The sequence below is a fragment of the Rheinheimera maricola genome, assembly GCF_016918075.2.
GTDB classification, from domain to species: Bacteria; Pseudomonadota; Gammaproteobacteria; order Enterobacterales; family Alteromonadaceae; genus Alishewanella; species Alishewanella maricola_A.
In genome coordinates this window covers 347,122-372,091 of the sequence record NZ_JAERPS020000002.1, presented here as the reverse complement: position 1 = coordinate 372,091, position 24,970 = coordinate 347,122, and the positions used below count along the sequence as shown (strand labels likewise).

The 24,970-nt window shown below is 50.1% G+C and carries 25 protein-coding genes; 18 read left to right on the top strand and 7 right to left on the bottom strand.

Annotated elements, in window-relative coordinates; genetic code table 11:
* The first annotated feature begins 10 nt into the window (after positions 1 to 10).
* From I4W93_RS07490 to I4W93_RS07455, 8 genes are all read left to right on the top strand, one after another.
* Positions 11 to 1,279: an inorganic phosphate transporter gene (locus tag I4W93_RS07490; RefSeq protein ID WP_205309611.1), complete on the top strand. Its 1,269-nt coding sequence runs from the start codon at positions 11 to 13 to the stop codon at positions 1,277 to 1,279.
* Positions 1,280 to 1,414: 135 nt separating this feature from the next.
* Positions 1,415 to 2,323, top strand: a complete 909-nt coding sequence (locus I4W93_RS07485; RefSeq protein ID WP_205309610.1) for a hydrogen peroxide-inducible genes activator — start codon at positions 1,415 to 1,417, stop codon at positions 2,321 to 2,323.
* Positions 2,324 to 2,411: 88 nt separating this feature from the next.
* Entirely contained in the window at positions 2,412 to 3,437 is a 1,026-nt protein-coding gene (gene queA, locus I4W93_RS07480; protein ID WP_205309848.1) for a tRNA preQ1(34) S-adenosylmethionine ribosyltransferase-isomerase QueA, read from the top strand.
* A gap of 273 nt (positions 3,438 to 3,710) precedes the next feature.
* Positions 3,711 to 4,853 carry a tRNA guanosine(34) transglycosylase Tgt gene (gene tgt, locus I4W93_RS07475; protein WP_205309609.1) on the top strand — a complete coding sequence of 381 codons (1,143 nt, stop codon included), beginning with the start codon at positions 3,711 to 3,713 and terminating at the stop codon, positions 4,851 to 4,853.
* A 19-nt stretch (positions 4,854 to 4,872) separates the two neighbouring features.
* Positions 4,873 to 5,211: a preprotein translocase subunit YajC gene (yajC, locus tag I4W93_RS07470; protein ID WP_205309608.1), complete on the top strand. Its 339-nt coding sequence runs from the start codon at positions 4,873 to 4,875 to the stop codon at positions 5,209 to 5,211.
* Between the two features lie 21 nt (positions 5,212 to 5,232).
* Positions 5,233 to 7,086 carry a protein translocase subunit SecD gene (gene secD / locus I4W93_RS07465; RefSeq protein ID WP_205309607.1) on the top strand — a complete coding sequence of 618 codons (1,854 nt, stop codon included), beginning with the start codon at positions 5,233 to 5,235 and terminating at the stop codon, positions 7,084 to 7,086.
* 10 nt (positions 7,087 to 7,096) lie between these two features.
* Positions 7,097 to 8,044, top strand: a complete 948-nt coding sequence (gene secF / locus I4W93_RS07460) for a protein translocase subunit SecF (protein WP_205309606.1) — start codon at positions 7,097 to 7,099, stop codon at positions 8,042 to 8,044.
* 72 nt (positions 8,045 to 8,116) lie between these two features.
* Positions 8,117 to 8,488, top strand: a complete 372-nt coding sequence (locus I4W93_RS07455) for a rhodanese-like domain-containing protein (protein ID WP_205309605.1) — start codon at positions 8,117 to 8,119, stop codon at positions 8,486 to 8,488.
* Between the two features lie 36 nt (positions 8,489 to 8,524).
* On the opposite strand, the gene suhB is transcribed toward I4W93_RS07455, so the two are convergent.
* Positions 8,525 to 9,328 (bottom strand): inositol-1-monophosphatase, encoded by an 804-nt coding sequence (suhB, locus tag I4W93_RS07450; RefSeq protein ID WP_205309604.1) that lies wholly within the window; start codon positions 9,326 to 9,328, stop codon positions 8,525 to 8,527.
* 263 nt (positions 9,329 to 9,591) lie between these two features.
* Here suhB and I4W93_RS07445 point away from each other — a divergent pair, with 263 nt between their 5' ends.
* Positions 9,592 to 10,323: a complement resistance protein TraT gene (locus I4W93_RS07445; protein WP_205309603.1), complete on the top strand. Its 732-nt coding sequence runs from the start codon at positions 9,592 to 9,594 to the stop codon at positions 10,321 to 10,323.
* Positions 10,324 to 11,139, top strand: a complete 816-nt coding sequence (locus I4W93_RS07440; RefSeq protein ID WP_205309602.1) for a complement resistance protein TraT — start codon at positions 10,324 to 10,326, stop codon at positions 11,137 to 11,139. It abuts the gene before it with no gap.
* Between the two features lie 20 nt (positions 11,140 to 11,159).
* Here I4W93_RS07440 and I4W93_RS07435 read toward each other — a convergent pair whose 3' ends face one another.
* Positions 11,160 to 11,900, bottom strand: a complete 741-nt coding sequence (locus I4W93_RS07435; protein ID WP_205309601.1) for a ferredoxin--NADP reductase — start codon at positions 11,898 to 11,900, stop codon at positions 11,160 to 11,162.
* A 135-nt stretch (positions 11,901 to 12,035) separates the two neighbouring features.
* Here I4W93_RS07435 and I4W93_RS07430 point away from each other — a divergent pair, with 135 nt between their 5' ends.
* From I4W93_RS07430 to I4W93_RS07395, 8 genes are all read left to right on the top strand, one after another.
* Positions 12,036 to 15,278 carry an nSTAND1 domain-containing NTPase gene (locus tag I4W93_RS07430; protein ID WP_205309600.1) on the top strand — a complete coding sequence of 1,081 codons (3,243 nt, stop codon included), beginning with the start codon at positions 12,036 to 12,038 and terminating at the stop codon, positions 15,276 to 15,278.
* A 21-nt stretch (positions 15,279 to 15,299) separates the two neighbouring features.
* Positions 15,300 to 15,674 carry a DP-EP family protein gene (locus tag I4W93_RS07425; RefSeq protein WP_205309599.1) on the top strand — a complete coding sequence of 125 codons (375 nt, stop codon included), beginning with the start codon at positions 15,300 to 15,302 and terminating at the stop codon, positions 15,672 to 15,674.
* Positions 15,675 to 15,827: 153 nt separating this feature from the next.
* The gene (locus I4W93_RS07420) at positions 15,828 to 16,796 is read left to right on the top strand and encodes a sensor domain-containing diguanylate cyclase (RefSeq protein WP_205309598.1); all 969 of its coding nucleotides are present in this window, start codon (positions 15,828 to 15,830) and stop codon (positions 16,794 to 16,796) included.
* A 91-nt stretch (positions 16,797 to 16,887) separates the two neighbouring features.
* Positions 16,888 to 17,370 (top strand): SixA phosphatase family protein, encoded by a 483-nt coding sequence (locus I4W93_RS07415; protein WP_205309597.1) that lies wholly within the window; start codon positions 16,888 to 16,890, stop codon positions 17,368 to 17,370.
* A gap of 77 nt (positions 17,371 to 17,447) precedes the next feature.
* Positions 17,448 to 17,855, top strand: a complete 408-nt coding sequence (locus I4W93_RS07410; RefSeq protein WP_205309596.1) for a gamma-glutamylcyclotransferase family protein — start codon at positions 17,448 to 17,450, stop codon at positions 17,853 to 17,855.
* Between the two features lie 66 nt (positions 17,856 to 17,921).
* Complete coding sequence (locus I4W93_RS07405) at positions 17,922 to 18,230, top strand: type II toxin-antitoxin system RelE/ParE family toxin (RefSeq protein WP_205309595.1); 309 nt, start codon at positions 17,922 to 17,924, stop codon at positions 18,228 to 18,230.
* Positions 18,231 to 18,264: 34 nt separating this feature from the next.
* Positions 18,265 to 18,564, top strand: coding sequence for a HigA family addiction module antitoxin (locus tag I4W93_RS07400; protein ID WP_205309594.1), 300 nt, complete (start codon positions 18,265 to 18,267; stop codon positions 18,562 to 18,564).
* Between the two features lie 22 nt (positions 18,565 to 18,586).
* Positions 18,587 to 18,937: a 2OG-Fe(II) oxygenase family protein gene (locus I4W93_RS07395; RefSeq protein WP_205309593.1), complete on the top strand. Its 351-nt coding sequence runs from the start codon at positions 18,587 to 18,589 to the stop codon at positions 18,935 to 18,937.
* Positions 18,938 to 18,978: 41 nt separating this feature from the next.
* Here I4W93_RS07395 and purH read toward each other — a convergent pair whose 3' ends face one another.
* The 5 genes from purH to I4W93_RS07370 all read right to left on the bottom strand — a co-directional run bounded on the left by purH (position 18,979) and on the right by I4W93_RS07370 (position 24,969).
* On the bottom strand, positions 18,979 to 20,565 hold the full coding sequence (gene purH / locus I4W93_RS07390; RefSeq protein ID WP_205309592.1) for a bifunctional phosphoribosylaminoimidazolecarboxamide formyltransferase/IMP cyclohydrolase: 1,587 nt from the start codon (positions 20,563 to 20,565) through the stop codon (positions 18,979 to 18,981).
* A 99-nt stretch (positions 20,566 to 20,664) separates the two neighbouring features.
* A complete protein-coding gene (gene fis, locus I4W93_RS07385) occupies positions 20,665 to 20,955 on the bottom strand; it encodes a DNA-binding transcriptional regulator Fis (protein ID WP_027671086.1) in 291 nt (96 codons plus the stop codon).
* A 17-nt stretch (positions 20,956 to 20,972) separates the two neighbouring features.
* On the bottom strand, positions 20,973 to 21,944 hold the full coding sequence (gene dusB / locus I4W93_RS07380; RefSeq protein ID WP_205309591.1) for a tRNA dihydrouridine synthase DusB: 972 nt from the start codon (positions 21,942 to 21,944) through the stop codon (positions 20,973 to 20,975).
* 222 nt (positions 21,945 to 22,166) lie between these two features.
* The gene (locus I4W93_RS07375; RefSeq protein WP_205309590.1) at positions 22,167 to 23,063 is read right to left on the bottom strand and encodes a phosphoribulokinase; all 897 of its coding nucleotides are present in this window, start codon (positions 23,061 to 23,063) and stop codon (positions 22,167 to 22,169) included.
* 133 nt (positions 23,064 to 23,196) lie between these two features.
* Positions 23,197 to 24,969: an ExeM/NucH family extracellular endonuclease gene (locus I4W93_RS07370; protein ID WP_205309589.1), complete on the bottom strand. Its 1,773-nt coding sequence runs from the start codon at positions 24,967 to 24,969 to the stop codon at positions 23,197 to 23,199.
* Position 24,970: the final 1 nt, after the last annotated feature.

The window sequence follows — 24,970 nt, the reverse complement described above, 5'->3', positions numbered from 1 at the left end:
GGTATTCCTGATGGATATTATTCAATCATACGGTTTGATACTGATTATTATTGCAGCCGTATTCGGTTTTATGATGGCTTATGGTGTCGGTGCTAATGATGTGGCCAATGCGATGGGTACGTCTGTTGGCTCTAAAGCCCTGACTATTAAGCAAGCCATATTTATTGCTGCCATTTTTGAGTTTGCCGGTGCCTATTTGGCGGGTGGCTCGGTTACCTCAACTATTCGTGGCGGCATTACCGATGCCAGCTTCTTTGTTGATGCACCAGAACTCATGGCCTACGGCATGATTGCGGCGCTGCTGGCTGCCGCTACCTGGCTAATTGTGGCGTCATATTTTGGCTGGCCGGTGTCTACTACCCACTCTATTGTTGGCGCCATTATTGGTTTCGCCGCGGTAGGTGTTGGTATGGACGCGGTGCACTGGGATAAAGTGGGTGGCATAGTCGGTAGCTGGATTGTCACACCTATGCTGGCCGGTGTGCTGGCCTATATGTTTTTTATGAGCGCACAGCGATTAATTTTTGATACTGACAACCCGTTGGCGAATGCGAAAAAATATGTGCCGTTTTACATGGCGTTTGCCGCCTTCGTTATGACACTGGTTACTGTACAAAAAGGCCTGAAACACGTTGGTCTGCATATAAGCACCGCAGAGGGCTACTACCTGTCTATTGCCATCGCTGTCGTGATTGGTGTAATTGGTAAGGTAGTGATCAGCAAGCTTAAGTTCGACCCGGCAGCTGACAAAAAAATGCAGTTCAATAACGTTGAACGTATTTTCGGTGTGTTAATGATCACCACTGCCTGTTGTATGGCGTTTGCGCATGGCTCCAATGATGTGGCGAATGCGATAGGGCCATTGGCTGCGGTTGTAAGTGTAGTAAGCAGTGGCGGTGAAATAGCTAGCAAGACGTCATTGGCCTGGTGGATACTGCCGCTGGGTGCTATTGGTATTGTAGTTGGCTTAGCCACATTGGGCGCTCGAGTGATTAAAACAGTAGGTACTGCCATTACCCATTTAACCCCAAGTCGCGGTTTTGCTGCTGAGCTTTCGGCAGCTTCAACTGTGGTTATTGCCTCTGGTGCCGGTTTGCCTATTTCAACCACCCAAACTCTGGTTGGTGCGGTTCTGGGCGTTGGTTTGGCGCGCGGTATCGCCGCGCTGAATTTAGGTGTGGTGCGTAATATTTTCATTTCATGGATTATTACGCTGCCGGTAGGTGCGGGTTTAGCAATAATATTCTTCTTTATTTTAAAGGCGATATTCAGTATCTAATAGCTTTGTCCCTGCAAAAAAGGCCTCCAACACGGAGGCCTTTTTATTGGTTTGCAGCTTGCAAACCAAGACGGCGGCGCTTACATTGTTATCATCTAAATTGTATTATTTTGCATAAACTAATCGGAAATAATAATGAAGCGTTTGCCCAGCATTAAGCAGTTGCAGTATCTGTTGGCATTGCACGAGCATCAACATTTCGGCCGTGCGGCTGAGGCGTGTTATATCGGCCAATCGACATTAAGTGCTGCTATCGCTAATTTGGAAGAAACTATGAACGCGCAGCTGCTAGAGCGTGATCATAAAACCTTTATTTTTACTCCACTGGGTGAAGATGTAGTACGCCAGTCAAGATATATTATCGAGCAGTGTGAAGAGCTAACCGAGTTTGCCAAATGTCAGGGCAAACCCATGGCTGGACCATTTCGCTTAGGTTGTATTCCCACTATTGCGCCTTTTGTGCTTAGCGAAGTGATGACGCTATGCCGTGAACGTTTTCCCGAGCTACAGCTATTACTACGTGAAGACACCTCGGATAACTCCTTACATGCGCTGGCCGAAGGCCGGCTTGACATGGTACTGCTGGCACTACCTTATGAGACTGGCGCTTTTCATACCGAAGTATTGGCCCAGGACGCGTTTAAACTGGTACTGCATAAAGACTGGCTGGACCGGGGTTTTAACCAGGATATTAGTCAGTGGCCGGACGAGAGTATTTTTCTACTTGAGCGAGAACACTGCTTAACCAACCATGCAGTAAAAGCCTGTGAGCTGGAAGACAGCCGTAAAGTGAATCCTTTTTTTGCCACCAGCCTGCACACGCTAACGCAAATGGTTAACAACAAGCTGGGTGTGACCTTTATGCCGCAAATGGCGATTAACAGTGGTTTATTGGACGGCACTGAGCTGTTGGCACAATCACCGGGTAATGCGGCAGCGTACCGTGATATCGGCGTGGCATGGCGTCCCACATCCACTAAAGCACGGAGTTATCGTTTTATGGCCGATTTGATTGCTGAGGTACTGGCAAACAAGTGCCAATAATGTTTTGTGTCTGCTAAAATGCGCGCTGTTTTTTTAGCCGTGCCCTCTGGTCGGTAAAGCCAAGGAAATATCTATGTCAATAAACAGCATGCAAGTTAAAGACTTTTCATTCGAGCTGCCGGAACAGCTTATCGCCCGTTTCCCCAAAACTGAGCGTTCATCCAGCCGCCTATTGGCGATGGACAAGCACAGTGGTGAGTTACAACATCATATTTTTAAAGACTTAGCTGACTTTTTTCAGCCCGGCGATTTACTGGTGTTTAATAACACCAAAGTAATCCCCGCGCGGTTATTCGGTCAGAAAATTTCTGGTGGTAAGGTCGAGGTACTGGTAGAGCGCATGTTGGATGACAAGCGTTTTCTCGCCCATGTGCGTGCTAGTAAATCGCCCAAGCCCGGTAGTATTTTGCTGCTTGAAAACGCCGCCGAAGTGCGAATGAATCAGCGTCATGATGAGCTGTTCGAGCTTGAAGTATTAGGTGATGAAACGGTACTGCATATGCTGGAACGCTTGGGCCATATGCCACTGCCACCTTATATTGACCGACCGGATACCGAAGAAGATAAAGCACGTTATCAGACCGTTTATAGTGAAAAACCGGGCGCCGTGGCAGCACCCACTGCGGGTTTACATTTTGATCAGCCGCTGTTAGATAAGCTGAAACATAAGGGTGTTGAATTTGCCTACGTAACGTTGCACGTTGGCGCAGGTACTTTTCAACCCGTGCGGGTAGATAACGTGCTGGAGCACAAGATGCACGCCGAGTATATCGAGGTGCCGCAACAAGTAGTTGATGCGGTTGCTGCCTGCAAAGCGCGCGGTAACCGTGTGGTGGCTGTAGGTACAACCTCAGTGCGCTCGCTGGAGTCGGCGGCGCAGCAGGGCGGTGGTAACCTGGTGGCCTATAACGGCGATACGCAGATTTTTATCTATCCGGGCTATAAATTTAACGTTATTGATGCACTTATCACTAACTTCCATTTACCAGAATCTACGTTAATTATGCTGGTATCAGCGTTCAGTAGCCGCGAACATGTAATGCATGCCTACAAAACGGCGATAGCAGAGCAGTACCGCTTTTACTCCTATGGTGATGCGATGTTTATTCGTTAACTTTATGTTTGGATAACGGCGCTGCGGCAGGGAAACTCTAACACGGCGTCGACTAAGCTGGGGCCGGGTGTTCTTATGCAGCAGCGGCAGGGATGCCGCGCAGGCTGAGACAGCACAGGGACGTGCTGTTGAAGACGGCGAAATAAGAATTTCCCGGCACCTGCTTTTGCACCTGGTAAGACGAATTCATAGTCGTTTAGCTTATAGCGCTTAAGCTGCTATAATCGGCGGCGCAAAAAAGCCGGACTGTTTTTCCGGCATATGAGGATAGAAATGAAATTTGAATTAGATACCACAGATGGCAAGGCCCGCCGCGGCCGGCTGATCTTTGACCGTGGCGTGGTAGAAACACCGGCCTTTATGCCGGTAGGCACCTACGGCACCGTAAAAGGCATGACACCAGAAGAGTTGGATGCCACCGGCGCACAAATTTGTTTGGGCAATACGTTTCACCTGATGCTACGCCCGGGTACCGAAATCATCAAAAAACACGGTGATTTGCACGACTTTATGCACTGGCACAAGCCTATTCTGACTGACTCAGGCGGCTTTCAGGTGTTCAGTTTGGGCGAGCTGCGTAAAATTACCGAAGAAGGTGTTAAATTTCGTTCTCCATTAAACGGCGAGCGCATTATGCTAACGCCAGAGCGCTCGATGGAAGTACAGCGTGATTTAGGCTCGGATATCGTAATGATCTTCGACGAGTGCACGCCGTATCCGGCCACTGAGCAAGAAGCGAAAAAGTCGATGGAAATGTCGCTGCGTTGGGCCAAACGCAGTAAAGACGCGCATGGCGACAACCCGTCGGCATTGTTTGGTATTATTCAGGGCGGCATGTACCCCAATCTACGTGATGTGTCACTTACAGGGCTGGAAGATATTGGCTTTGACGGCTACGCCATTGGCGGTTTATCAGTTGGTGAGCCAAAAGCAGACATGATCCGCATTTTAAACCACACCACTGATAAAATGCCCATCAATAAACCGCGCTATTTAATGGGCGTCGGTAAGCCGGAAGACATCGTTGAAGCGGTGCGCCGTGGCATTGATATGTTTGACTGTGTGATGCCCACCCGCAATGCCCGCAACGGTCATTTGTTTGTCAGTAACGGGGTGGTAAAAATTCGCAACGCCAAATACAAAGACGATATTGGCCCGTTAGACGCAGAATGCGACTGTTACACTTGTAAAAATTATTCCCGTGCATATCTACATCATTTGGACCGTTGCAATGAAATCCAGGGCGCACGGCTTAATACCATGCATAACCTGCATCATTACCAGAAACTGATGCAAGGATTGCGCGGGGCGATAGCCGCTGGTAACTTGACACAGTTTGTTGAACAGTTTTACGCAAAACGCGATATGACAGTACCGCCATTAGATGCGGCCGCTGCGACCACAGAACAACATTAATATAATTAAGGGGACACAAATGAGTTTATTTATTAGCAACGCCTATGCCGATGTTGCCAGCCAGCCAGCTCAGGGCGGCGGTTGGGATTTAATCATTATGCTGGTCGCGTTTGGCCTGATTTTCTATTTCCTGATCTACCGGCCACAAGCTAAGCGGGTAAAAGATCACCGCAACCTGATGTCAGCGCTGGCAAAAGGCGACGAAGTATTAACTCAGGGTGGTTTAGTCGGCCGCATCAGCAAAATTGCTGAAGACAAAGATTTCGTGGTAATTGCCCTAAATGACAGCACAGAAGTTACTGTGCAAAAAGCTGCAATTAGCGCAGTACTGCCAAAAGGCACGCTGAAGTCACTGTAAGCTGGAAGAAAGGATAAACTGGTGTTAAATCAAAACCCTTTGTGGCGCTACATCGTTGTTATCGGCATGTTGCTGGTTGCGTTGTTGTATGCGTTGCCTAATTTGTATCCGGAAGATCCGGCACTGAACATCAGCGCAACCCGCGGTGGTAAAGTAGAAGAAGTAACCCGTGCCCAGCTGGAGCGTAGTTTTAGCGATGCTAATATCGCCGCAAAATCAGTTGTGCTGGAAAACGGCCAGATCCTGGCGCGCTTTAACAGCACCGAAGATCAGCTGCAGGCGCGTGAAATTGCAAATCAGCAACTGGGTGGCAATTATATTACCGCCTTAAACCTTGCTCCGGCGACGCCGGACTGGCTGGCTGCTATTGGTGCATCGCCAATGAAGCTGGGTTTGGATTTACGTGGTGGTGTGCATTTTCTGATGGCGGTAGATATGAAAGCCGCGCTGGATAAAAACCTCAATGACATGGTGCAAACCTTCCGTACCGACTTACGTGAAGAAAAAATCCGTTATCGCAGCGTTCAGGTCGATCTAGCCCGCAGCCAGGTGCAATTGAGCCTGCGCAATGTTGAAGATGTTGCCGCTGCCGAAGCTGCATTAAAGCAGCGTGATCGTGAGCTGATATTTACTGCCGGTGCTGATGAATTAACACTACTGGTTAGCATCAGTGATATTCGCCTGAAGGAAATCCGTGAATATGCACTGGAACAGAACATTACCATTATCCGTAACCGGGTAAATGAAATAGGCGTAGCAGAGCCGCTGGTGCAACGCCAGGGTGCAGACCGTATCGTGGTGCAATTACCAGGTGTACAAGATACGGCGCAGGCCAAGGAAATTTTAGGTGCCACCGCTTCACTGGAGTTTCGTCTGGTTGATGACGAGGGTGATATCAGCGCTGCACTGGATGGCCGCGTGCCACCCAACGCCGAGTTGTATTATAGCCGAGACGGTCGCCCGGTACTGCTGGAAAAACGCGTTATGTTAACCGGTGAGCACATTACCGGTGCCAGTTCAGGTTTTGATGAGTACAGCCGGCCGCAGGTTAATATTAAGCTGGATGCTAAGGGCGGCAATATGCTCTCTGCCGCAACGCGCGACAGCATTGGCCGTCGCATGGCGTCGGTATTTATTGAGTACAAGCCGGGCACTGAAATAGGTGCCGATGGTAATCCAGTGCTGATTAAGCAGCAGGAAGTGATCAACGACGCGACTATCCAGGCTCGCTTAGGCCGCGATTTTCGTATCACAGGTATCAGCTCACCAGGAGAAGCGCAAAACCTGGCGACATTGTTGCGTGCCGGTGCTTTGATAGCGCCTATTCAGATTATTGAAGAGCGCACTATAGGCCCAAGCCTGGGTAAAGAAAACATCGACTTAGGTGTAACCGCGATACAGTGGGGCATGGTTGCCGTGCTGGTATTTATGGTGATTTACTACAAAGCTTTTGGCTTGGTGGCGAATCTGGCGCTGGTGGTGAATCTGGTGTTGATTGTTGGCGTTATGTCGATGATACCAGGCGCTACCTTAACGTTACCCGGTATGGCCGGTATCGTGCTCACTGTGGGTATGGCGGTGGATGCCAACGTGCTCATATTCGAACGGATCCGCGAAGAATTGGCTGATGGTCGCTCGGTGCAGCAAGCCATTCATCATGGTTACGATCGCGCTTTTGCTACTATTGCCGACTCCAATTTTACGACGTTGTTAGTCGCACTCATCCTGTTTGGTATCGGTACTGGCCCGGTTAAAGGTTTCGCAGTAACGCTGGCTATAGGGATTTTAACCTCGATTTTTACCGCAGTTGTGGGTACTCGCTTAATCGTAAATTTAGTTTGGGGTGGCCGCCGCGTGCAGTCACTGCCGATATAAGGAGTACGGCATGAGAATATTTTACTTTAGTCAGCCGCTTAATTTTATGCGGTTAAAATGGCCAGCCATAGTGTTGTCTTGTTTACTCATTCTTGGCTCTTTTGTCTCGTTTGCGACCAAGGGCATTAACTGGGGCCTGGATTTTACCGGTGGTACCGTTATTGAAGTGGGTTTTGCTCAACCGGCAGATTTGCCGGCGGTAAGACAAACACTGACCACAGCTGGTTACGGTGACGCTGTAGTGCAATTGTTTGGTACCAGCCGTGATGTGCTAATTCGCATTCCACTGCGCACTGATATCGATCAGTCTGTCTTGGGTGACAATGTGATCAAAACACTTAACAGTGCTCAAACTGAGCCTGTCACCATGCGTCGTATCGAATTTGTTGGCCCCAGCGTGGGCGAAGAGCTTAAAGAAGACGGCGGCCTGGCGATGCTGGTGGCGCTGATTGGTATTTTGCTCTACGTCACCATGCGCTTTGAATGGCGCTTATCGGTGGGGGCAGTTATGGCATTATTTCATGACGTTACCTTAACCATGGGCTTGTTCTCTGTGCTGGGGCTGGAGTTTGATTTAACCGTGCTGGCGGCGATACTGGCGCTGATTGGTTACTCCATCAACGATACCATAGTGGTGTTTGACCGTATTCGTGAGAGCTTTCGTAAGCTGCGCGATACCAGCGTTGACGACACCATTAACGATGCGATTACGTCAACCTTAAACCGTACAGTCATTACCTCATTAACCACGGTGTTGGTATTGGTCGTGCTGTTTTATATGGGTGGCGCGTTAATTCATGGTTTTGCCACTGCCTTATTATTTGGTATTGCCATCGGTACTTACTCGTCTGTCTATGTTGCCAGTGCGATTGCAGAGATTCTTGGCATTAGCCGTGAAGACATGCTGCCACCGCCGCCAATAGAGAAAGAAGGCGAAAATACCGACGCATTGCTGTAATTGCACGGTTAAAGATGCTAAAAATGCCAGTCACTGACTGGCATTTTTTTATGAGTAGGTAGGAGCGCAACAATGAGCAAACAACATGCGCCGGCTTTTGTGGCTCTGGTAGAGCAAGCCAAAGCCCAGATCAACGAGATTGGCATTACCGAGCTGCTTGAACACAATCAGCCTTATGTGTTGCTGGATATTCGCGAAGACCACGAGTGGGTGCAAGGCCATTTGCCGGAGGCAATGCATCTGGGTAAAGGCATTATTGAACGTGATATTGAGCAGACTGTAGCAGATAAGAAACAGAAAATTGTGCTGTATTGTGGTGGTGGTTACCGCTCGGCGCTATCAGCGCAAACGTTGCAGCTAATGGGTTATCAAAATGTGTTTAGTTTAATTGGCGGCTACCGGGAGTGGTGCGAACGCAAACTACCGGTGGATGTGCCGAAGTAATAAAAGGCCCTGAACTTTGTTCAGGGCCTTTAGTATTTATCGTGATAAGGTTTCAGTTAAATGTGGCCGAATACCTTTTAGCATCGCGGCTAATACTTTCGGGCTTGCTGCCACTATGTTACCACTGCGCATCTGGTTATTGCCGCCAACAAAGTCACATACCAGGCCACCGGCTTCGCGTACGATAAGCTCGCCTGCAGCAATGTCCCAGGGTTTTAAGCCAATTTCGAAAAAGCCGTCAAAGCGGCCCGCTGCCACATAGGCCAAGTCCAGCGCGGCTGAACCGGTGCGGCGAATATCGGCGGCATCGGCCAACAAGCTGCTTAACATGGCGCTGTGCGCTGGTAAATGGGTTTTGTTTTTAAACGGAAAACCAGTGGCTAAAATAGTGCCTTGCATATCCGCCAGGTTAGTAACGCGAATGCGGGTGCCGTTTAATTGAGCGCCACGGCCGCGTGATGCGGTAAATAGCTCGCCGCGCAGTGGATCAAAGATCACTGCCTGGTCTAATTTACCCTGGTGTTTTAACGCGATAGACACCGCAAAGTGCGGAATGCCTTTAATAAAGTTAGTGGTGCCGTCCAGCGGGTCAATGATCCATTGAAACTCGCTGTCACTGTTGCCGTAATCACCATGCTCTTCGCCGACAATACCGTGAGTCGGGAACGATTTTTTCAACACCTGAACAATGGCATGTTCAGCTTCTTTGTCTACGTTGGTAACAAAGTCGTTAGTGCCTTTTTGTTCTTTCTGAACCATATCTAACTGGCCACAGGCACGAGCGATCACGTTACCCGCGCTACGGGCAGCGCGAACCGCGATGTTTAACATCGGATGCATAGCAATTACCTTATTTTGAAAAGAGCTGTGTAAATTTCGGTCAAAAGAGCGTCGCGTATTGTAACGGTTACGCAGGAAAAGTAAAGGTAAAACCACATGTCGCGGTAACTTGACTAAGGATGTTCATCTTTACTTACAATATCAAGCGCGGTTAGGGGCAGTTTTACTCTAAACTGGGCGGTATCATTCATTTAAAATTCAGTTCTATGAGTTTACTTTATTGAAACAGAAATGTGTCAATTTAACCATCTAAAGGACGCCTGATGAAAAGCTTATTACTCTGTACGCTGGTGATATCCACCTTAGGTTTAACCGGTTGTGGTGCGCTGCATACTGCAGTGGCCAAGCGCAATTTAGACGTGCAAACTAAGATGAGTAGCTCTATTTTTCTTGACCCGGTAGAGCCAGAGCAACGTACGGTATTTGTGGATATTCGCAACACGTCAGATAAACCAGAGTTTGATCTTAAGCCTCAGGTCATTCAAAGTTTGCAGGCTCGTGGCTACCAGGTTATTGATAGCCCCAAACGGGCGAACTACTGGTTGCAAGCGAACGTATTGCAGGTAGGGCGTAGCAATGCGCGCGGCACCAGTGGCGCGCTTGCTGCCGGTCCGGGTATGGCAGGTGGCGCTGTATCGGGTTATGCCTTGCACCGTGCAACGGGCGGTAGCTCTGGTGGTGCAGCAATTGGCGCCGCAGTGGGTGGTGCAGTTGTGGGTACAGTGGTCGATGCTATGGTAGAAGACGTGTACTACAGTGTCATTACCGATATTCAGATTATGGAACGCTTCGATGGCACCGTGAGCGAGAGCTCGCAACATCAATTAGTCCAGGGCGATAGTGGCAGCACGACGTCAAATTATCAGCGCCAGAGTGACATGCGCAAGTATCAAACGCGGGTCGTCAGCTTTGCTAATCAGGCTAATTTAAAGTGGCCTGAAGCTGAGCCTGAGTTAACGCAAGGTATGGTGCGGGCCCTGGCGGGACTGTTTTAAATGCGATGGTGGTTGTTGGTTGCGCTGTTTCTGCTAAGTGGCTGTACTGCGATGCACACGTCAGTGGCAAAACGCAATTTAGATGTGCAAACCAGGATGAGTCAAACGGTGTATCTGGATCCGGTTGAACCAGAGCAGCGCACCATTTTTGTTGATATTCGCAATACCACGGCAGAGTATCAGTTACCATTAAATGACGACGTTCGGCAGTTTATGCTGCAACGTGGCTATCAATTGGTAAACTCACCATTGCAGGCGCAGTATTGGTTGCAGGTAAATGTTCGTACCGTGTTAAAAGAGCGGCCAGATGTAGTGCTGGCTGGTGAATACGGTATGACAGAGCAGGAAGTGCATGCACTATTGCACCCCGGCATGGCCCCGCCGCCAGAGCCGGAAACACCAGAGCAGCGCAATGATCGTTACCAGCGCAACACCGCAGTATTTGTCGATACATCAATAGGTACTCATCTGGATGGTAAAGACATCGCCCGCGCCCTGGTGGTGCTGGCCGCCTTTGCCGGCGCCGAATATATTGGTAATCAGCTAGTGCAAGATAAGTACTACACTATGCTGACTGATATTCAAATCGCCGAGCGCATTGCGCCTGATAGCGAAGAAAAAGTGCAAGAATACAGCGAGCATCAGTTGTTGCAAGGTGACAGCGGTGCTTTTCAACAGTTGTGGCAACGCGATACGGATATGCGCAAATATCAGGTACGGGTAGTGAGTTTTGCCAACAAAGCCAACCTTAGCTGGCAAGACGCCGAGTTACCCTTACATCAGGGGTTGCTGCGCTCACTGGCAGGCATTTTTTAACTCAAAATCGTCGCAGAGTGCTACCAATACTGCTCTACGGTGATATTGCCCGGTGTTCGGCGTAGGTTCTTTGTCAGCCCCAAGCTCTCCAGCGCCACTTTGGTATCTTTAATCATCTCGGGGTTGCCGCATAGCATTACCTGTGAGCGGTTGCTGATGTTTTGCTGGCAGGCGCTTTGCAACTCGCCGCTGTATATCAACTCTGGCAAACGTTTATCAAGGGCTCCGCTATGCGCTTCGCGGGTAACTATTGGTTGATAATGCAATTGGCCGGGGTACTGATGCTGACAATTGGCGATAAATTCGCGGTAGGCTAAATCGGCTACGGTGCGCACGCTGTGTATCAGGATAATATGTGCAAAGCGCTGCCAAAGTTGATGCGTACCCAGCATCGACAGATAGGGTCCAATACCGGTGCCGCTAGAGATTAACCACAAATTATCCCCAGCTGGCACTTCGTCCAGGACAAAAAAACCCGATGCCGGTTGGCTTATCTCTACAGCATCGCCCATTTTTAGTTGCTGCAATAACGGCGATAGTTTGCCTTCTGCCACCGTGCTAACTAAAAACTCCTGCTCGGCGCTGCCCGGGCTATTGACTAGCGAATAAGCACGTTGCAAGCGGCCGTCGGTAGTATTTAATGCCAACCGGACAAACTGGCCGGCGGTAAAATTAAATGCCGGCGTTTTCACTTTTAAGCTGAACAAGTTAGCATGCCAGTGCTGGTTTTCGGTAACGATACCGCTAAGCCATTGTGCCATAGTCAGTTTCCTCCAGTTTTGTCGCTTTAAGCCTAGCAAAGTTAGCCGGTTGTTGCATTAGCCGCGTAATGTCAGACTAAACTAAAGCGTTTCGGCATGTTATGTTGTGCAACAAATGAATAAATACAAGCCACTATGAGCGATTCTTTCTTTTTCGGCGACTGGCAAGTTGCCCCTGCGGCTAACACGTTGCGCCAGGGTAAGCAGGTGCAGCAGCTTGAGCCCAAAGCCATGGATGTGCTGCTGTTGCTATGCCGCCACGCCGGTGAGGTGCTAAGCAGTGACGATATTGTTAGTCAGTGCTGGCCTGGTATCGCTACCGGTGATAATCCGCTGCATAAAACCATTACCCAGCTGCGTAAAGCACTGGGTGACAGCGCGACTAACCCAACCTACATTGAAACTATCCGTAAGCGCGGTTACCGCACGCTAGCCGAAGTACGTTTTCCACTGGGGCAACAGCAAAGTGTGGCGGAGCATAGTTGGCAGCAGGGCTCACCTTTTCCCGGCCTGCAAGCTTACGATGCCCGTTATGCCAGCGTATTTTTTGGTCGTGGTGCGCAAATTGATACTCTGCTTGGCCGCATCGCGCAACAAATTAAATTTGGCCGCGATTTTTGCTTACTGCTCGGCCCCAGCGGCAGCGGTAAGTCGTCGCTGATCAACGCCGGTGTAATGCCCAACCTGATGCAAGCAGGCGGTTTTAATGGCGTTGAGGTGCTGTCTTTTACCAGCATGGATTTAGCCGATGTTAGCCAGGGCCAGCTGTTTAACAGCCTGGCGAGCACCTTGCTGGATTGGGAGCTAAATGATGAGCCGGTGTTTGCTGGTGACAGTGCTGCTAGTCTGGCTGATAAACTGCAGCAACCGGCGCAACTGCTACAACACTGTAAAAAGCTGCTTAGCACTAGCCGCCAGCATACTCGGCGTTTTGCACTGTTTGTCGACCGCTTGGAAGTGCTGTTGTCATCGCCGTTATTTAGCGAGCAACAACGCACAGATTTTGTGGCGCTGCTAGAGCAATTCGCTACCAGCGGTGCGGTGCTGGTGCTAAGCGCCTGTCGCAACGAGTTTTACCCCGATCTGGTTGACCACCCAAGCTTAATGGCGGGGAAGGCCAAGGGCGCGCATTTTGACTTAGCCGCTCCCGGCCGCACTGATTTACTGCAAATGATCCGCTTACCCGCGCTGGCAGCAGGGCTTAGCTTTGATAGCGACCCGGCCACGGCGCAGGCGCTGGATGAAATTCTGGTGCAGGAAGCAGCCAGCAACCCCGATGCCTTGCCCATGTTGCAATACACCTTGCAGCAGCTGTACCTGCAGCGTAGCAGCGATAATAAGTTGCTGTTGTCGGTGTATAACGCCCTTGGTGGCATTGAGGGGGCTATTGGTAAAAACGCCGAACAAGCGATCAAAGGTTTAAGTAAAGCCGAGCAAGACAGCTTGCCAAAGGTATTGTCGTTGCTGGTAACACTGCGTGAAGATGAGCAAAGTATTACTAGCCGAAGTGCGCGCTTAGCCCAGCTTGGCACTGATGCAGAGCGTGCTCTGGTGCATACCATGGTCGAGCAACGGCTGTTTGTATCGCACCTGCAACACGGCGAGCCGTGTTTTAGTATCGCGCATGAAGCACTGCTGCGGCGCTGGCCACGGGCTACCGCCTGGATCGCAGAGCATTTTGACAGCTTAAGCGTAAAAAGCCGGCTTAGGCATTTAAGTCAGCGCTGGCGCAGCGAGCAGCATAACAGTGCCTATTTACTGGCCGAAGGCAAACCGCTGCAAGAAGCCTTGCTGCTGAAGCAAAACCGGCTATTTCAGCTTGATAACGAGGAAACCGAGTTTATTCAGGCATCCTATGCCAAAGCCCGGCTAAAACGCTGGACCCGCCGCGGCACCATTACGTTGTTATGTCTGCTCACTGTTACTGCTATGGCGCTGGGCGGGCGCAGTTTTCAAGCCGAGCAACAAGCGCTGCAAAAGCGGTTGGCGGCAGAAAACCTGCTGGGGTTTATGGTGGGTGAGTTTGCTGACAAGTTACGCAGCATCGGCCGCATGGACTTGCTCGACGGTATCAGCAATAAAGCGCTGGAATACTTTACTGATTACTCCGCCGATAATTCGGCATTAAGTACCGAAGCCCGCTTGCAGCATGGTCAAACGCTGGAGGCCATGGGCGAGGTAGCCTTTTCGCGCGGCAAAACCGACGAAGCGGTAGCGGCATTACAAGCCGCCAGAGTGCAACTAGAGACTGTACTGGCGCAGCAGCCGGATAATTTAGAGCTACTTAAAACCCTTGGCGCTAATGCCTTTTGGCTGGGGCAAATACACTACGACGCCAGCGACTGGCAGGGCACTCAGCCCGAGTTTGAGCGTTATTACCAATACAGCCAGCGCATGTATGAACTAGCACCGGACAACCTTGATGCCATTATGGAGCTGTCCTACGCCACAAATTCATTGGGCTCGCTGGCAATGCAGCGCCAGCAGTTTGATAAAGCGAGAGAGAATTTTGAAGAATCTTTGCGGTTAAGAATATTGGTGCAAGAACAGCAGCCAAATAACAAGCAGCTGCTGGCAGATAATGCCAATACCCGCTCATGGCTGGCCAGTGCCGCGCTGGCACAAGGCGATATCACAGCTGCGATATCTGTGCATAAGGATATTCAACGTGCAATGTTGGCAGTAGGCGATAACGCAGAGCTCTATTTATTAGAGATATTAGTGAGTAGCTACCATCTTTCTGCTAATTTATTGGGTTTTCTTGGTCAATATTCAGATGCGTTAAGCAATGTTAATGCCTCTATTGTGATTATCAACAAGGCGCTCGAGCAAGACCCCAACAGCAGCCGCTGGCGCAACAGTAAATACTACACTTTTTATCAGTCGCTGAAGTTTTCACCTGACAACACTGTGCAACACATTAAAAAAAGCCCTGCCCAGTTGGTTGAGTTGCTAAAACAGGACAGCTCAGATTTATCTGCTATGGCAGAGCGACAAATGCTTGCCAGACAATGGCTGACTGCCGCGGAGCTATTATTAGCCAAAGGCGAGGCTCAAGCAACGATAACCTATGCCCAACACGCCATCGCATTGTATGAGGATCTCATCAGCCAAAGCAGCGAAAATCTTCGTTTCCGTGCCGCGAGGTCAAACGGCTATCTGTTGTTAGCAAAAGCCCTGAATAAAACCAATCTGGAAGACGCACTCGTACTTTGCCAAAATGTGCTCAATGAACTTTCTGATATCGTCGAAAAGAACAAAGAACCAGAATTTACAGTTCCATATATTCAAGCACTCGATTGTTTGGGGAGACTCGAAAGCCAATCGGGAATTGTCACTATGCTGCAGCAACAAGGCGTAGTAAATTTAGAATTTTAACTACAACTATAAGGAAGAAATATGTCGAACACCCAAACTACAGAATTGGTTCAAGTGGTTGTTGACCTGCTCAATGGCGAGCCGGCTTTTAGCTATTTAAATAGTGCGGGGCAGCCATGTGATGGCGATGTTACCGTAGTGGAAGCTGAGACTATTACTTATCAGCTGATTGATAATACCGGTAGGGGGTTGAAATTTGCTGGTGCCGGTTTTGTTACGCCATTTGATGGCATTATCGATAGTATTGCGATTTCAGCGGATGGTATGCAATTGCAGATGATTGATAGCGATCAGACGGCTGGTAACAGTAAATTTCAGTTTGTTCTGACCAATGCGACTAATACACTTTTGGTAATAAGTCCTGATCCAGAAGTTAAAAATTTTCCACCAAATTAATAGAACTACCACTCAAAGCTGTATTGAAAAGCCTCTTTAGAGGCTTTTTATTATTTAAAATCAATTGGTTAAATCAGAAGGTTGTCGAAAGGTTCGCACGCGTATAAATCGCTAAAGTTGGCAGCAGTTAAGTCAGCACAGCGAGACAGCCCAATGAACACTGCACAGCGCAACAGCCAATTACCACCGCATGCGTTAAACGATGACAGCCCATGGCTGGATGAAACCGCCAATACCAATAGCCTGGACCTGGGGGGCTTTATTCAGTACCTGGCCGAGGCGGTACTGGTGGTTAGCCCGGATGGCGTGATTGAATGCGCAAATGCCAAAGCAGCGCTGCTGTTAAATTGTGTGGGTGCGCCGCTGATTGGCCGCAAGTGGCCGCAGTTTTTAGTTAGCCGCTGCCAGCAGCAGTACGAGGGCCTGGTGAATATGGTGGCGAAGCGTATTTTGTCGTTGCAGGCCGGGCCGACGGAGATGGCCGTGCGCTGCGCCGATGGCGAGATAAAAGATATTGAGCTGTCAGTGTCGTTTTTACCTGAGCCGCAGGCACATCTGGTGTTGGTAATGCGTGATTTAACGCGCTACAAGGCCGAGTGTGAGCAACTGCGCCTGCAAGCCTCCACCGATGCACTAACCGGGCTGGCGAACCGCCGTGGTTTTGATGAACAGCTGCAGCAGCAATGGCAGCAGTGCACCGATGCGCGCCGGCCGCTGAGCGTGATCATTATCGATATCGACTTTTTTAAACAGTTTAACGACCGCTATGGCCATATTCAGGGCGATGCTTGCTTGCGTAAAGTGGCCGGAGCCATCGTGCAGGCTATGCCGGTAGATGGCAAGCTGGCGGCGCGCTACGGCGGTGAAGAATTTGCGCTTATTCTGCCAAACCATAATGAAATAAGCGCCTTAAAAGTTGCACGTGAGGTGCAGCAGGCCATGCGCCGGTTAAGCTTTGTCGATGCGGGTTTGCCCTCAACCTTGGCTGTTACCGTAAGCCAGGGCGTGGCGACGGAGATTAGCGGCCAGTATCGCACCGCACTGGCACTGTTGTGCGCCGCCGATACCGCGTTATACCGCGCCAAAGCCGATGGCCGTGATTGCGTTAATGCCAGTAGTTAAGCTAAGTAACGCAGAGTAACAATTTTTTTGCGTAAAGATGTAAGGTAAATTGTCATAAATTTGCCTTACATCACTGCTATAACTACTGGCTATGAATAAATACCTGTATTTTTTACGTCATGCCACCGCTGAGATTATCCGGCCCAATCAGCTGGATATCGACCGCTGCCTAATAGAAAAAGGCCGGCTGCAGGCACGCCGCGTTGCTGATTTTATGCAGCGGCATAATCTTAATGTGCAGCAGGTGTTCACCAGCCCTTATCCGCGGGCGGCGCAAACCGCAGCGATAGTGTGTAAAACTACCGGTTTCCCCGGTGCCACTGAACAGCCGTGGCTGGCGCTGGAAACCCCGGTTGAACAGGCCATAGCGCAATTGCAGCTATTATGGCCGACACTGGCAGAGCACACCTTGCTGGTCGGCCATGAACCGGATTTTTCGCTGCTGATTAGCCGTTTACTTAGCACTGAAATGGCTGTGGTGAATATTCGTAAAGCGTCGCTTAGCTGTATCAGCGTTAGCGAAGACTTGGCGCAGGCTGAACTGCAATGGTCGGTACCGGCGCGTTTTATGTAGCTTGTTTGGTGTTAGCTGTGGCTTGCTTTCATTTACTGTCACTGGCAGAGTGAGCAAAATATCTGAAACATACCGCTATGCCAGATTATCTTTTCGTGTACGGCACCTTACGGCAAAACGCCAACCATCCCATGCACCAACAGCTGGTACTGCATGCGCGCTTTGTTGCCATGGCGCGCTTTCAGGCGTGCTTATATCTGGTCAGTTATTATCCCGGCGCAGTACCCTCAGCGAATATTGCAGATCAGGTGAGCGGCGAGTTGTACCTGCTGATGCAACCAGACGTGCTACTGCCGTTGTTGGATAATTACGAAGAGTGCGGTTCCGGCTTTGCGCCGCCGCAAGAGTTTCGCCGCGAGCTGCAAAGTGTAGTAATTGATAATGGTGATAGTGTTGTTGCCTGGGTGTATGTGTATAACCGAGATACTTCTGCTTTAACGCAAATCAATAGCGGGGATTTTCTTGCTGATAAAGTTACGCGGTAAGTTCCACGTTTGGTTTGATAAGTGTAAAGCAATGCTTTACACTTTCGTCATTGATGAGGGAGCAGCATGGCGATAAAGAACTTTAAGCACAAAGGTCTTAAAAAGCTTTTTCTACATGGCGATCATAGCGGTGTGCAGCAAAAACACGCTGTGAAGCTTACGATAATTCTCGATGCCATTGCTGCATCACATCAACCAAGAGATTTACGCGCGCTTTTTCAGGCGAAATTCGCGGAAAAAGTAGGTTCAGGTACCGGTGTGTACTCAATTGAAGTTAATGGCAATTGGCGTGTGCCGTTTGAACTGGAAGACGATGGAGCGGTGTTATTAGATTATCGCGACTATCACGGTAAGCAAATCCGCGCTCAGAAATAGCGCATGTAATGCCGGTAACAATCTGGAGGATACTATGGAAAAAATGACGCGTTGTCCCACGCATCCGGGGTTGATTTTTCGTCTGCAGATCCTGGAAGAGCATGGTATTTCAGTGACCAAAGCAGCTAAAGCATTGGGCGTTTCCCGCACTACTATGAGCAATTTTTGCCATGGCCATATACCGTGCTCAGCTGATTTAGCGCAGCGTATTGCGCTAGCAACAGACAGTAATGCGGGGTTATGGATTACTCTGCAGGCGAATTACGATGCCTGGCAGGCAGAGCATGGCGAGCAGCCGGTAGTTGAAAAACTGATACTGAACAGCGCTGCCTGAAAGTTGTGATTAGGCGGATGTCTTGAGCATACTAAAGCAGCTGTTTCGCTGGCAAAAAGGCCGCCAGCAAAGCGGTTACGATAAAATGCTGCTGGCCGGCGCATACTGGCCAATAAAATTCGACTGTTACTTACTGCGCTTTCCGCAAGGCTGCGAAGTGCCACCACATAAAGATGCTGTAAGCAGTGGCAAGCATTACCGGCTTAATATCGTATTAAAACAAGCCAAAAAAGGCGGCGATTTTATCTGCGCCGCACCGATTTATCAGAACTCCCGTATTAAATTCTTCCGGCCCGATCTGTGTGAGCATGCAGTAAGCAAAGTAGAGCAGGGCAGCCGCTATTTGCTTAGTGTTGGTTGGGTGAGAGAGTAAAAAGGCCGCAAAGCGGCCTTTTTATCAACTAAAGCAAATGCTTAATGGCGGAAGTGACGTACGCCGGTAAACACCATGGCCATGCCGTGCTCGTCGGCGGCGGCGATGACTTCAGCGTCGCGCATTGAACCGCCCGGCTGAATTACGGCAGTAATACCGGCAGCGGCGGCAGCGTCGATACCGTCGCGAAACGGGAAGAACGCATCTGAGGCCATTACTGAGCCTGTTACTTCCAGCTTCTCATCGGCAGCCTTGATACCGGCGATTTTCGCGCTGTATACGCGGCTCATCTGGCCGGCGCCAACACCAATGGTCATGCTGTCTTTTACGTACACAATGGCGTTAGATTTTACAAACTTAGCTACCTTCCAGCAGAACAGTAAGTCTTTTAATTCCTGCTCAGTGGGCTGGCGCTTGGTCACGACTTTTAAATCAGCAGCAGTAACTTTCGCCTGATCGCGGTCTTGCAGCAGCATGCCGCCGTTAACCTGTTTGATATCCAGCGCTGGCGCGGCTTGGCTGAACTCGCCACACACCAGCAAACGTACATTTGGCTTAGTGCCTACTACGGCAACCGCAGCAGCAGTAGCCGACGGTGCAATAATTACTTCAACAAACTGGCGACTGACAATCTCTTGCGCCGTGGTTTCATCCAGCTCGCGGTTAAAGGCGATAATGCCGCCAAAGGCCGAAGTTGGGTCGGTCTGATAGGCGCGGTTATAAGCGGCCAGAATTGAGTCGCCAATCGCCACACCGCACGGGTTAGCGTGTTTAACGATAACGCAGGCTGGTTCAGCAAATTCTTTCACGCATTCCAGCGCAGCATCAGTATCAGCGATATTGTTGTACGATAACGCCTTACCTTGTAACTGAGTGGCGGTAGAAACACTAGCTTCAGTAGCGCCATCCTGCACATAGAACGCGGCGCTTTGATGGCTGTTTTCGCCGTAGCGTAAGTCTTGTTTCTTGACGAACTGGCTGTTGAAGGTACGCGGGAACTTGGTAGCAGGTTCTGCTGGGGTAGCGTAAGCCGGTAACATGGCGCCAAAGTAGTTGGCAATCATGCCATCGTACTGCGCGGTGTGTTCAAAAGCGCTGATGGCCAGGCTAAAGCGGGTGGCATGCGTGGTGGCACCGCCGTTGGCCTGCATTTCTGCTAGTACCGTGTTGTAGTCTTGGGCATTAACCACAATGGTAACGTCTTTATGGTTTTTCGCTGCCGCGCGCACCATAGTCGGGCCGCCGATGTCGATATTCTCTACCGCATCTTCCAGTGTGCAGCCTGGTTTGGCGACGGTACTGGCAAACGGGTACAGGTTAACCACTACTAAGTCGATAGGGCCGATGTTGTTATCAGCCATGACCGCTTCATCTACGCCGCGACGGGCTAAAATACCGCCGTGAATTTTCGGGTGCAGGGTTTTTACCCGGCCGTCCATAATTTCCGGGTGGCCGGTGTAATCAGATACTTCAGTAACCTTAATGCCTTGTTCGGCTAACAGTTTAGCGGTACCGCCGGTAGAGAGGATATCAACTTGCTGCGCTGCCAGCGCGCGGGCAAATTCAACAATACCGGTTTTGTCTGACACACTTAGCAGTGCGCGGCGGATAGGTCTTAGTGTGGTCATGCTTAGAGTCTCATGTAACTTTTAAGAATTCGGAGTGTAGCGTAACAAATAAAAAAGCACCCGAAGGTGCTTAGTGGCGGGGCGAACCCCGCAAGAGCCTTAGCTCATGCCGTACTGCTTCAGCTTCTTACGCAGCGTACCGCGGTTGATGCCCATCAGGTTAGCGGCGCGGGTTTGGTTACCGCGGGTATACTTCATCACTTCTTCCAGTAACGGACGCTCTAATTCAGATAATACCAGTTCATACAAGTCGTCAACGTCCTGACCGTTTAATTGCTGCAGGTAATTAGCGACGGCCTTTTGTGCGGCAGTGCTTAAAGCTTGTGGCTTTTCCTGCGTTTGTACGTGGGCGTTAGTAATAAATGGCGAAGTAACGTTCGAATTAAACATTGCTTTTCTCTTTTACGTTAGGTTGCTGCTAGTTGATGAAAATAGTCATTTAAGGCGTCAAGCTGCTGCTTAGCACACTCAATACCATTGAATTCACTACGAAACTGTCCGAGCGTGTCATGCTCGGCTAAATACCAGCCCACATGCTTGCGGGCGATGCGGGAGCCGGCGAGCTCACCATAAAGCTGGTGTAAACCCTGCACATGCTCCAACATGATCTGACGCACTTCGGCAATGCCTGGGGGCGCCAGTTTGTCGCCAGTGGCCAGGTAATGCACCACTTCGCGGAAAATCCATGGCCGGCCCTGGGCCGCACGACCAATCATAATGGCGTCGGCTCCGGTGTAATCCAGCACATAGCGCGCTTTTTCCGCTCCGGTAATATCACCATTGGCAATTACCGGGATCGACACACTTTGCTTAATCGCGCGGATGGTGTCATATTCCGCTTCACCTTTGTACATGCAGGCTTTTGTTCTGCCGTGTACTGCCAGTGCCTGTATGCCATTGTCTTGGGCAATACGGGCTATCTGAATACCGTTTCTGTGCTCAGGATCCCAGCCGGTGCGTATTTTCAAGGTAACCGGTACCTTAACCGCATCGACCACCGCCCGCACAATTTGCTGCACTAACTCCGGGTACTGCAACAAAGCAGAGCCAGCCAGCTTTTTATTCACTTTTTTTGCCGGGCAACCCATGTTGATGTCGATAATATCGGCACCTATAGCAACATTGTATTGCGCAGCTTCAGCCATTTGCTGTGGATCTGCACCGGCAATTTGTACCGAGCGGATACCTGATTCCTGCCGGTGGCCCATGCGATTCTGTGATTTTTCGCTTTGCCATACCAAAGGGTTGCTCGACAGCATTTCCGACACAGCTAAGGCTGCACCGAAACGGCGGCAAAGCTCACGAAAAGTGTGATCAGTCACTCCGGCCATCGGAGCACAAATTACCTTGTTCGCTAACTGATATGGACCTATGCGCACCACGTAATCCAAGGCTCTACCCGTAAGGGGCGCCAAGTTTACGGATTTTTTCTGCCAAAGCAAAGGTTATTATTTAAACAAAAGTGTAAATTTACTGGCCTTTGCGGTCTTGACATTCGCTAAACGGCTGAAAATTGGTGTTTTGTAAAGCTTAGGCAACGGCAGCATGCGGGGTAGCGAAAATGAAAATTGTAGCGCTGTCGGTTTTGTAACCAGGCTGGGTTAGGTTCCCAGCCAGTCAACCTGACCACGTGCCTGGCGCCGTTTTATCATTAGCTCTTCCACCAGCGGGGTTAGAATCAGCTCCATGGCTAAGCCCATCTTGCCACCTGGCACGACCAGGGTATTTACCCGAGACATAAAAGAGCCATTAATCATTTGCAGGTAATAAGGGAAATCGACATGCTTGATGCCGCGAAAGCGGATCACGACAAAGCTTTCATCCAATGATGGAATATCTTTGGCGCTAAACGGGTTGGAGGTGTCTACCGTTGGTACGCGTTGAAAATTGATATGGGTGCGTGAGAACTGCGGCGTAATATGGTTAATGTAGTCATCCATGCTGCGCACTATGCTGGCCTGTACGGCTTCACGCGAATGGCCGCGTTCAGACGTATCGCGAATAATTTTTTGGATCCACTCTAAGTTAACAATGGGTACCATGCCGATAAGCAGATCAACATGCTGGGCAACATTGTGTTCGTCGGTTACTGCGCCGCCATGCAGGCCCTCGTAAAACAATAAATCGGTATTGGCGCGCAAATCTTGCCACGGTGTAAAGGTGCCCGGTAACTGATTGTAAGGCACGGCTTCATCAAAGGTGTGCAGATAATGACGTATTTTACCGCCGCCGCTCTCAGCATAGCTGGCAAAGAAATTTTCCAGCGCACCAAAATCATTCGCCTCAGCGCCAAAATAACTAATATATTTACCTGCTTCCTTTGCTTTACGAATCGCCACCTCCATTTCAGGCCGGCTGAAGCGGTGAAAGCAATCGCCTTCAACAAACGCCGCGTCTATACCCAAAGTGCGAAAAATATGCTGGAACGCCGTTGTGGTTGTCGTGGTGCCAGCTCCCGACGAACCGGTTATGGCAATGATAGGATTTTTATGTGACATAAGCTCGCTTCACTGACTTATCTGAACCTCACCTTAAAGCAACAGTTAAAGTTGGCGCAACTGTTTATTTACCCTGGCGAGTCATGAACAGCAACCAACAGTGTTAACTGTCGGTTGCTGTTCAGTGGTCGGCCTAGAATTGAAAGGTTGCCAGCACCGGGTCGTGATCCGACGAGCGATAGGGCGAGGGGGCATAAAACAGCTGCTGTTGGGCATCGCTTTTGAATTCTGTGTTGTAATCCAGCAAAGTCGGTTCATCGGCGTTTATTGCCCAGTGCTGTATGCCCGCTAGTTGTTTTGCCAGCGCGGGGCTTGCCAACACATGATCCAGTGAGCCGCTGCGGCCACGATAGACGTACGAATAGGTTGTACCTGAGGCCGCACTGAGATAGTGCCATTGCTGTTGCTCCAGTGCGCGCAGCGGATCTTCCATCCGATAGGCATTCAAGTCGCCAAGAATAAGCTGCTTATCGGTTTCCACGCCGGTGGGTTGGCTATGTAGCCAATCACTAAGCGCTTTTGCCGATTGTGTACGCAATGCATTCCAGCAGGCCTGACCATCGTGTTGGTCGGCATTTACATCGCTAGTGTCCTCTGGACAACTGCCTTTCGATTTAAAGTGATTAATGCTTACCGTTACGAGCTGATTAGACGCCAGATGGCGAAAGCTTTGCGCCAGCGGCGGCCGGCTGCCCCAATCAAATGGCGGGCCAAGTAGCATGGCGGCATGGCCTTCAACATTCACGGTAGATGGCCGGTATAGCAGTGCGACTTTAATTTGATCTGTACCGGGTTGCTCATCGGTAATCACATAACGATAGGGTTTACTGACGACTTTATTTAGCGCGCGGGTCAGGTCGGCCAGGGCACCATTGACGCTGTAGCCGTTGTTCTCTACTTCTAGCAAACCAATAATATCGGCATCCAGCGCGGCTAGTGCTGCTACGGTTTTTGCTTGCTGACGCTGAAACTCTGCCGGGCTATTTGCGCCGCGTCGGGTAGGAAAGGCCGGGATTTGCCCCTCGCCGTTAAAATAATTCAGCACGTTAAAGCTTGCTACACGTAAAGCGCGGGTGGGTTTGCTGGCAGGTTTTTCCGGCCGCGGATTCGCGCGTGTAAACTGCGGCTGTACTGTGGGTACCAAGCGATAGCCGCGGTCATCTTGCAGCAATACGCCTTTTATTTGGCTTACCGCATCTCCCACTCGTACCGTGTTGGTGGCACTTACACTAATGTTTCCAACCTGCAGCGGCTGCGGGTTTTGTTGGTATTTTCCATCGTCCAGCACCAGCATATGCCGCTGCTGTTGCGTATCGTTAAGCTTCGCGGCGGCTTCGCCTGGTGCCATAATCTCTGTTGGCACCATTAAGCGCTGATCCGCCAGCGTTATTTCACCGAAGCGGCTCAAACTGTAGGTATCGTTAACGATCAGTGTTTGGTCAATGCTAAGTAAGGCACCTTCCAATTGCTCCCAATCTAGTCCGGCCGCTAACGGCAAGCTCAGCGGTATTGCTGCAGTATTAGCGTCATCACCACATAAATTTATTGCCGTTATTTGCGCCAGGCTGGTAAGCTGCTGCAGCTCCGTCACTGTGCCGCTAACTTGCAGTAACTGCCCTGGGCTGTATATGCCCGCTGCTTCTCGATCAGCAATAAACAAACTGTTAGCTTCGTTTAGGCTAGTGGTGTTTGGTGCCCGCAGCACAATGCCAGCAGCCTTACTATCAGGGTAAATTATTGCTGTTACTACACCCTGAGTGTTCACCTGCTGGCCAAGTAGCGGGCTAATGTCACTGCTGCCTTGAATGGTATTAATACTGCTAAATTCGGTGCTGCAGCTGGCCGCTGCTGGCGAGCTAATTATTAATACTGCCAGCAGTGCTAAGGATATACCGTTATAGCACATA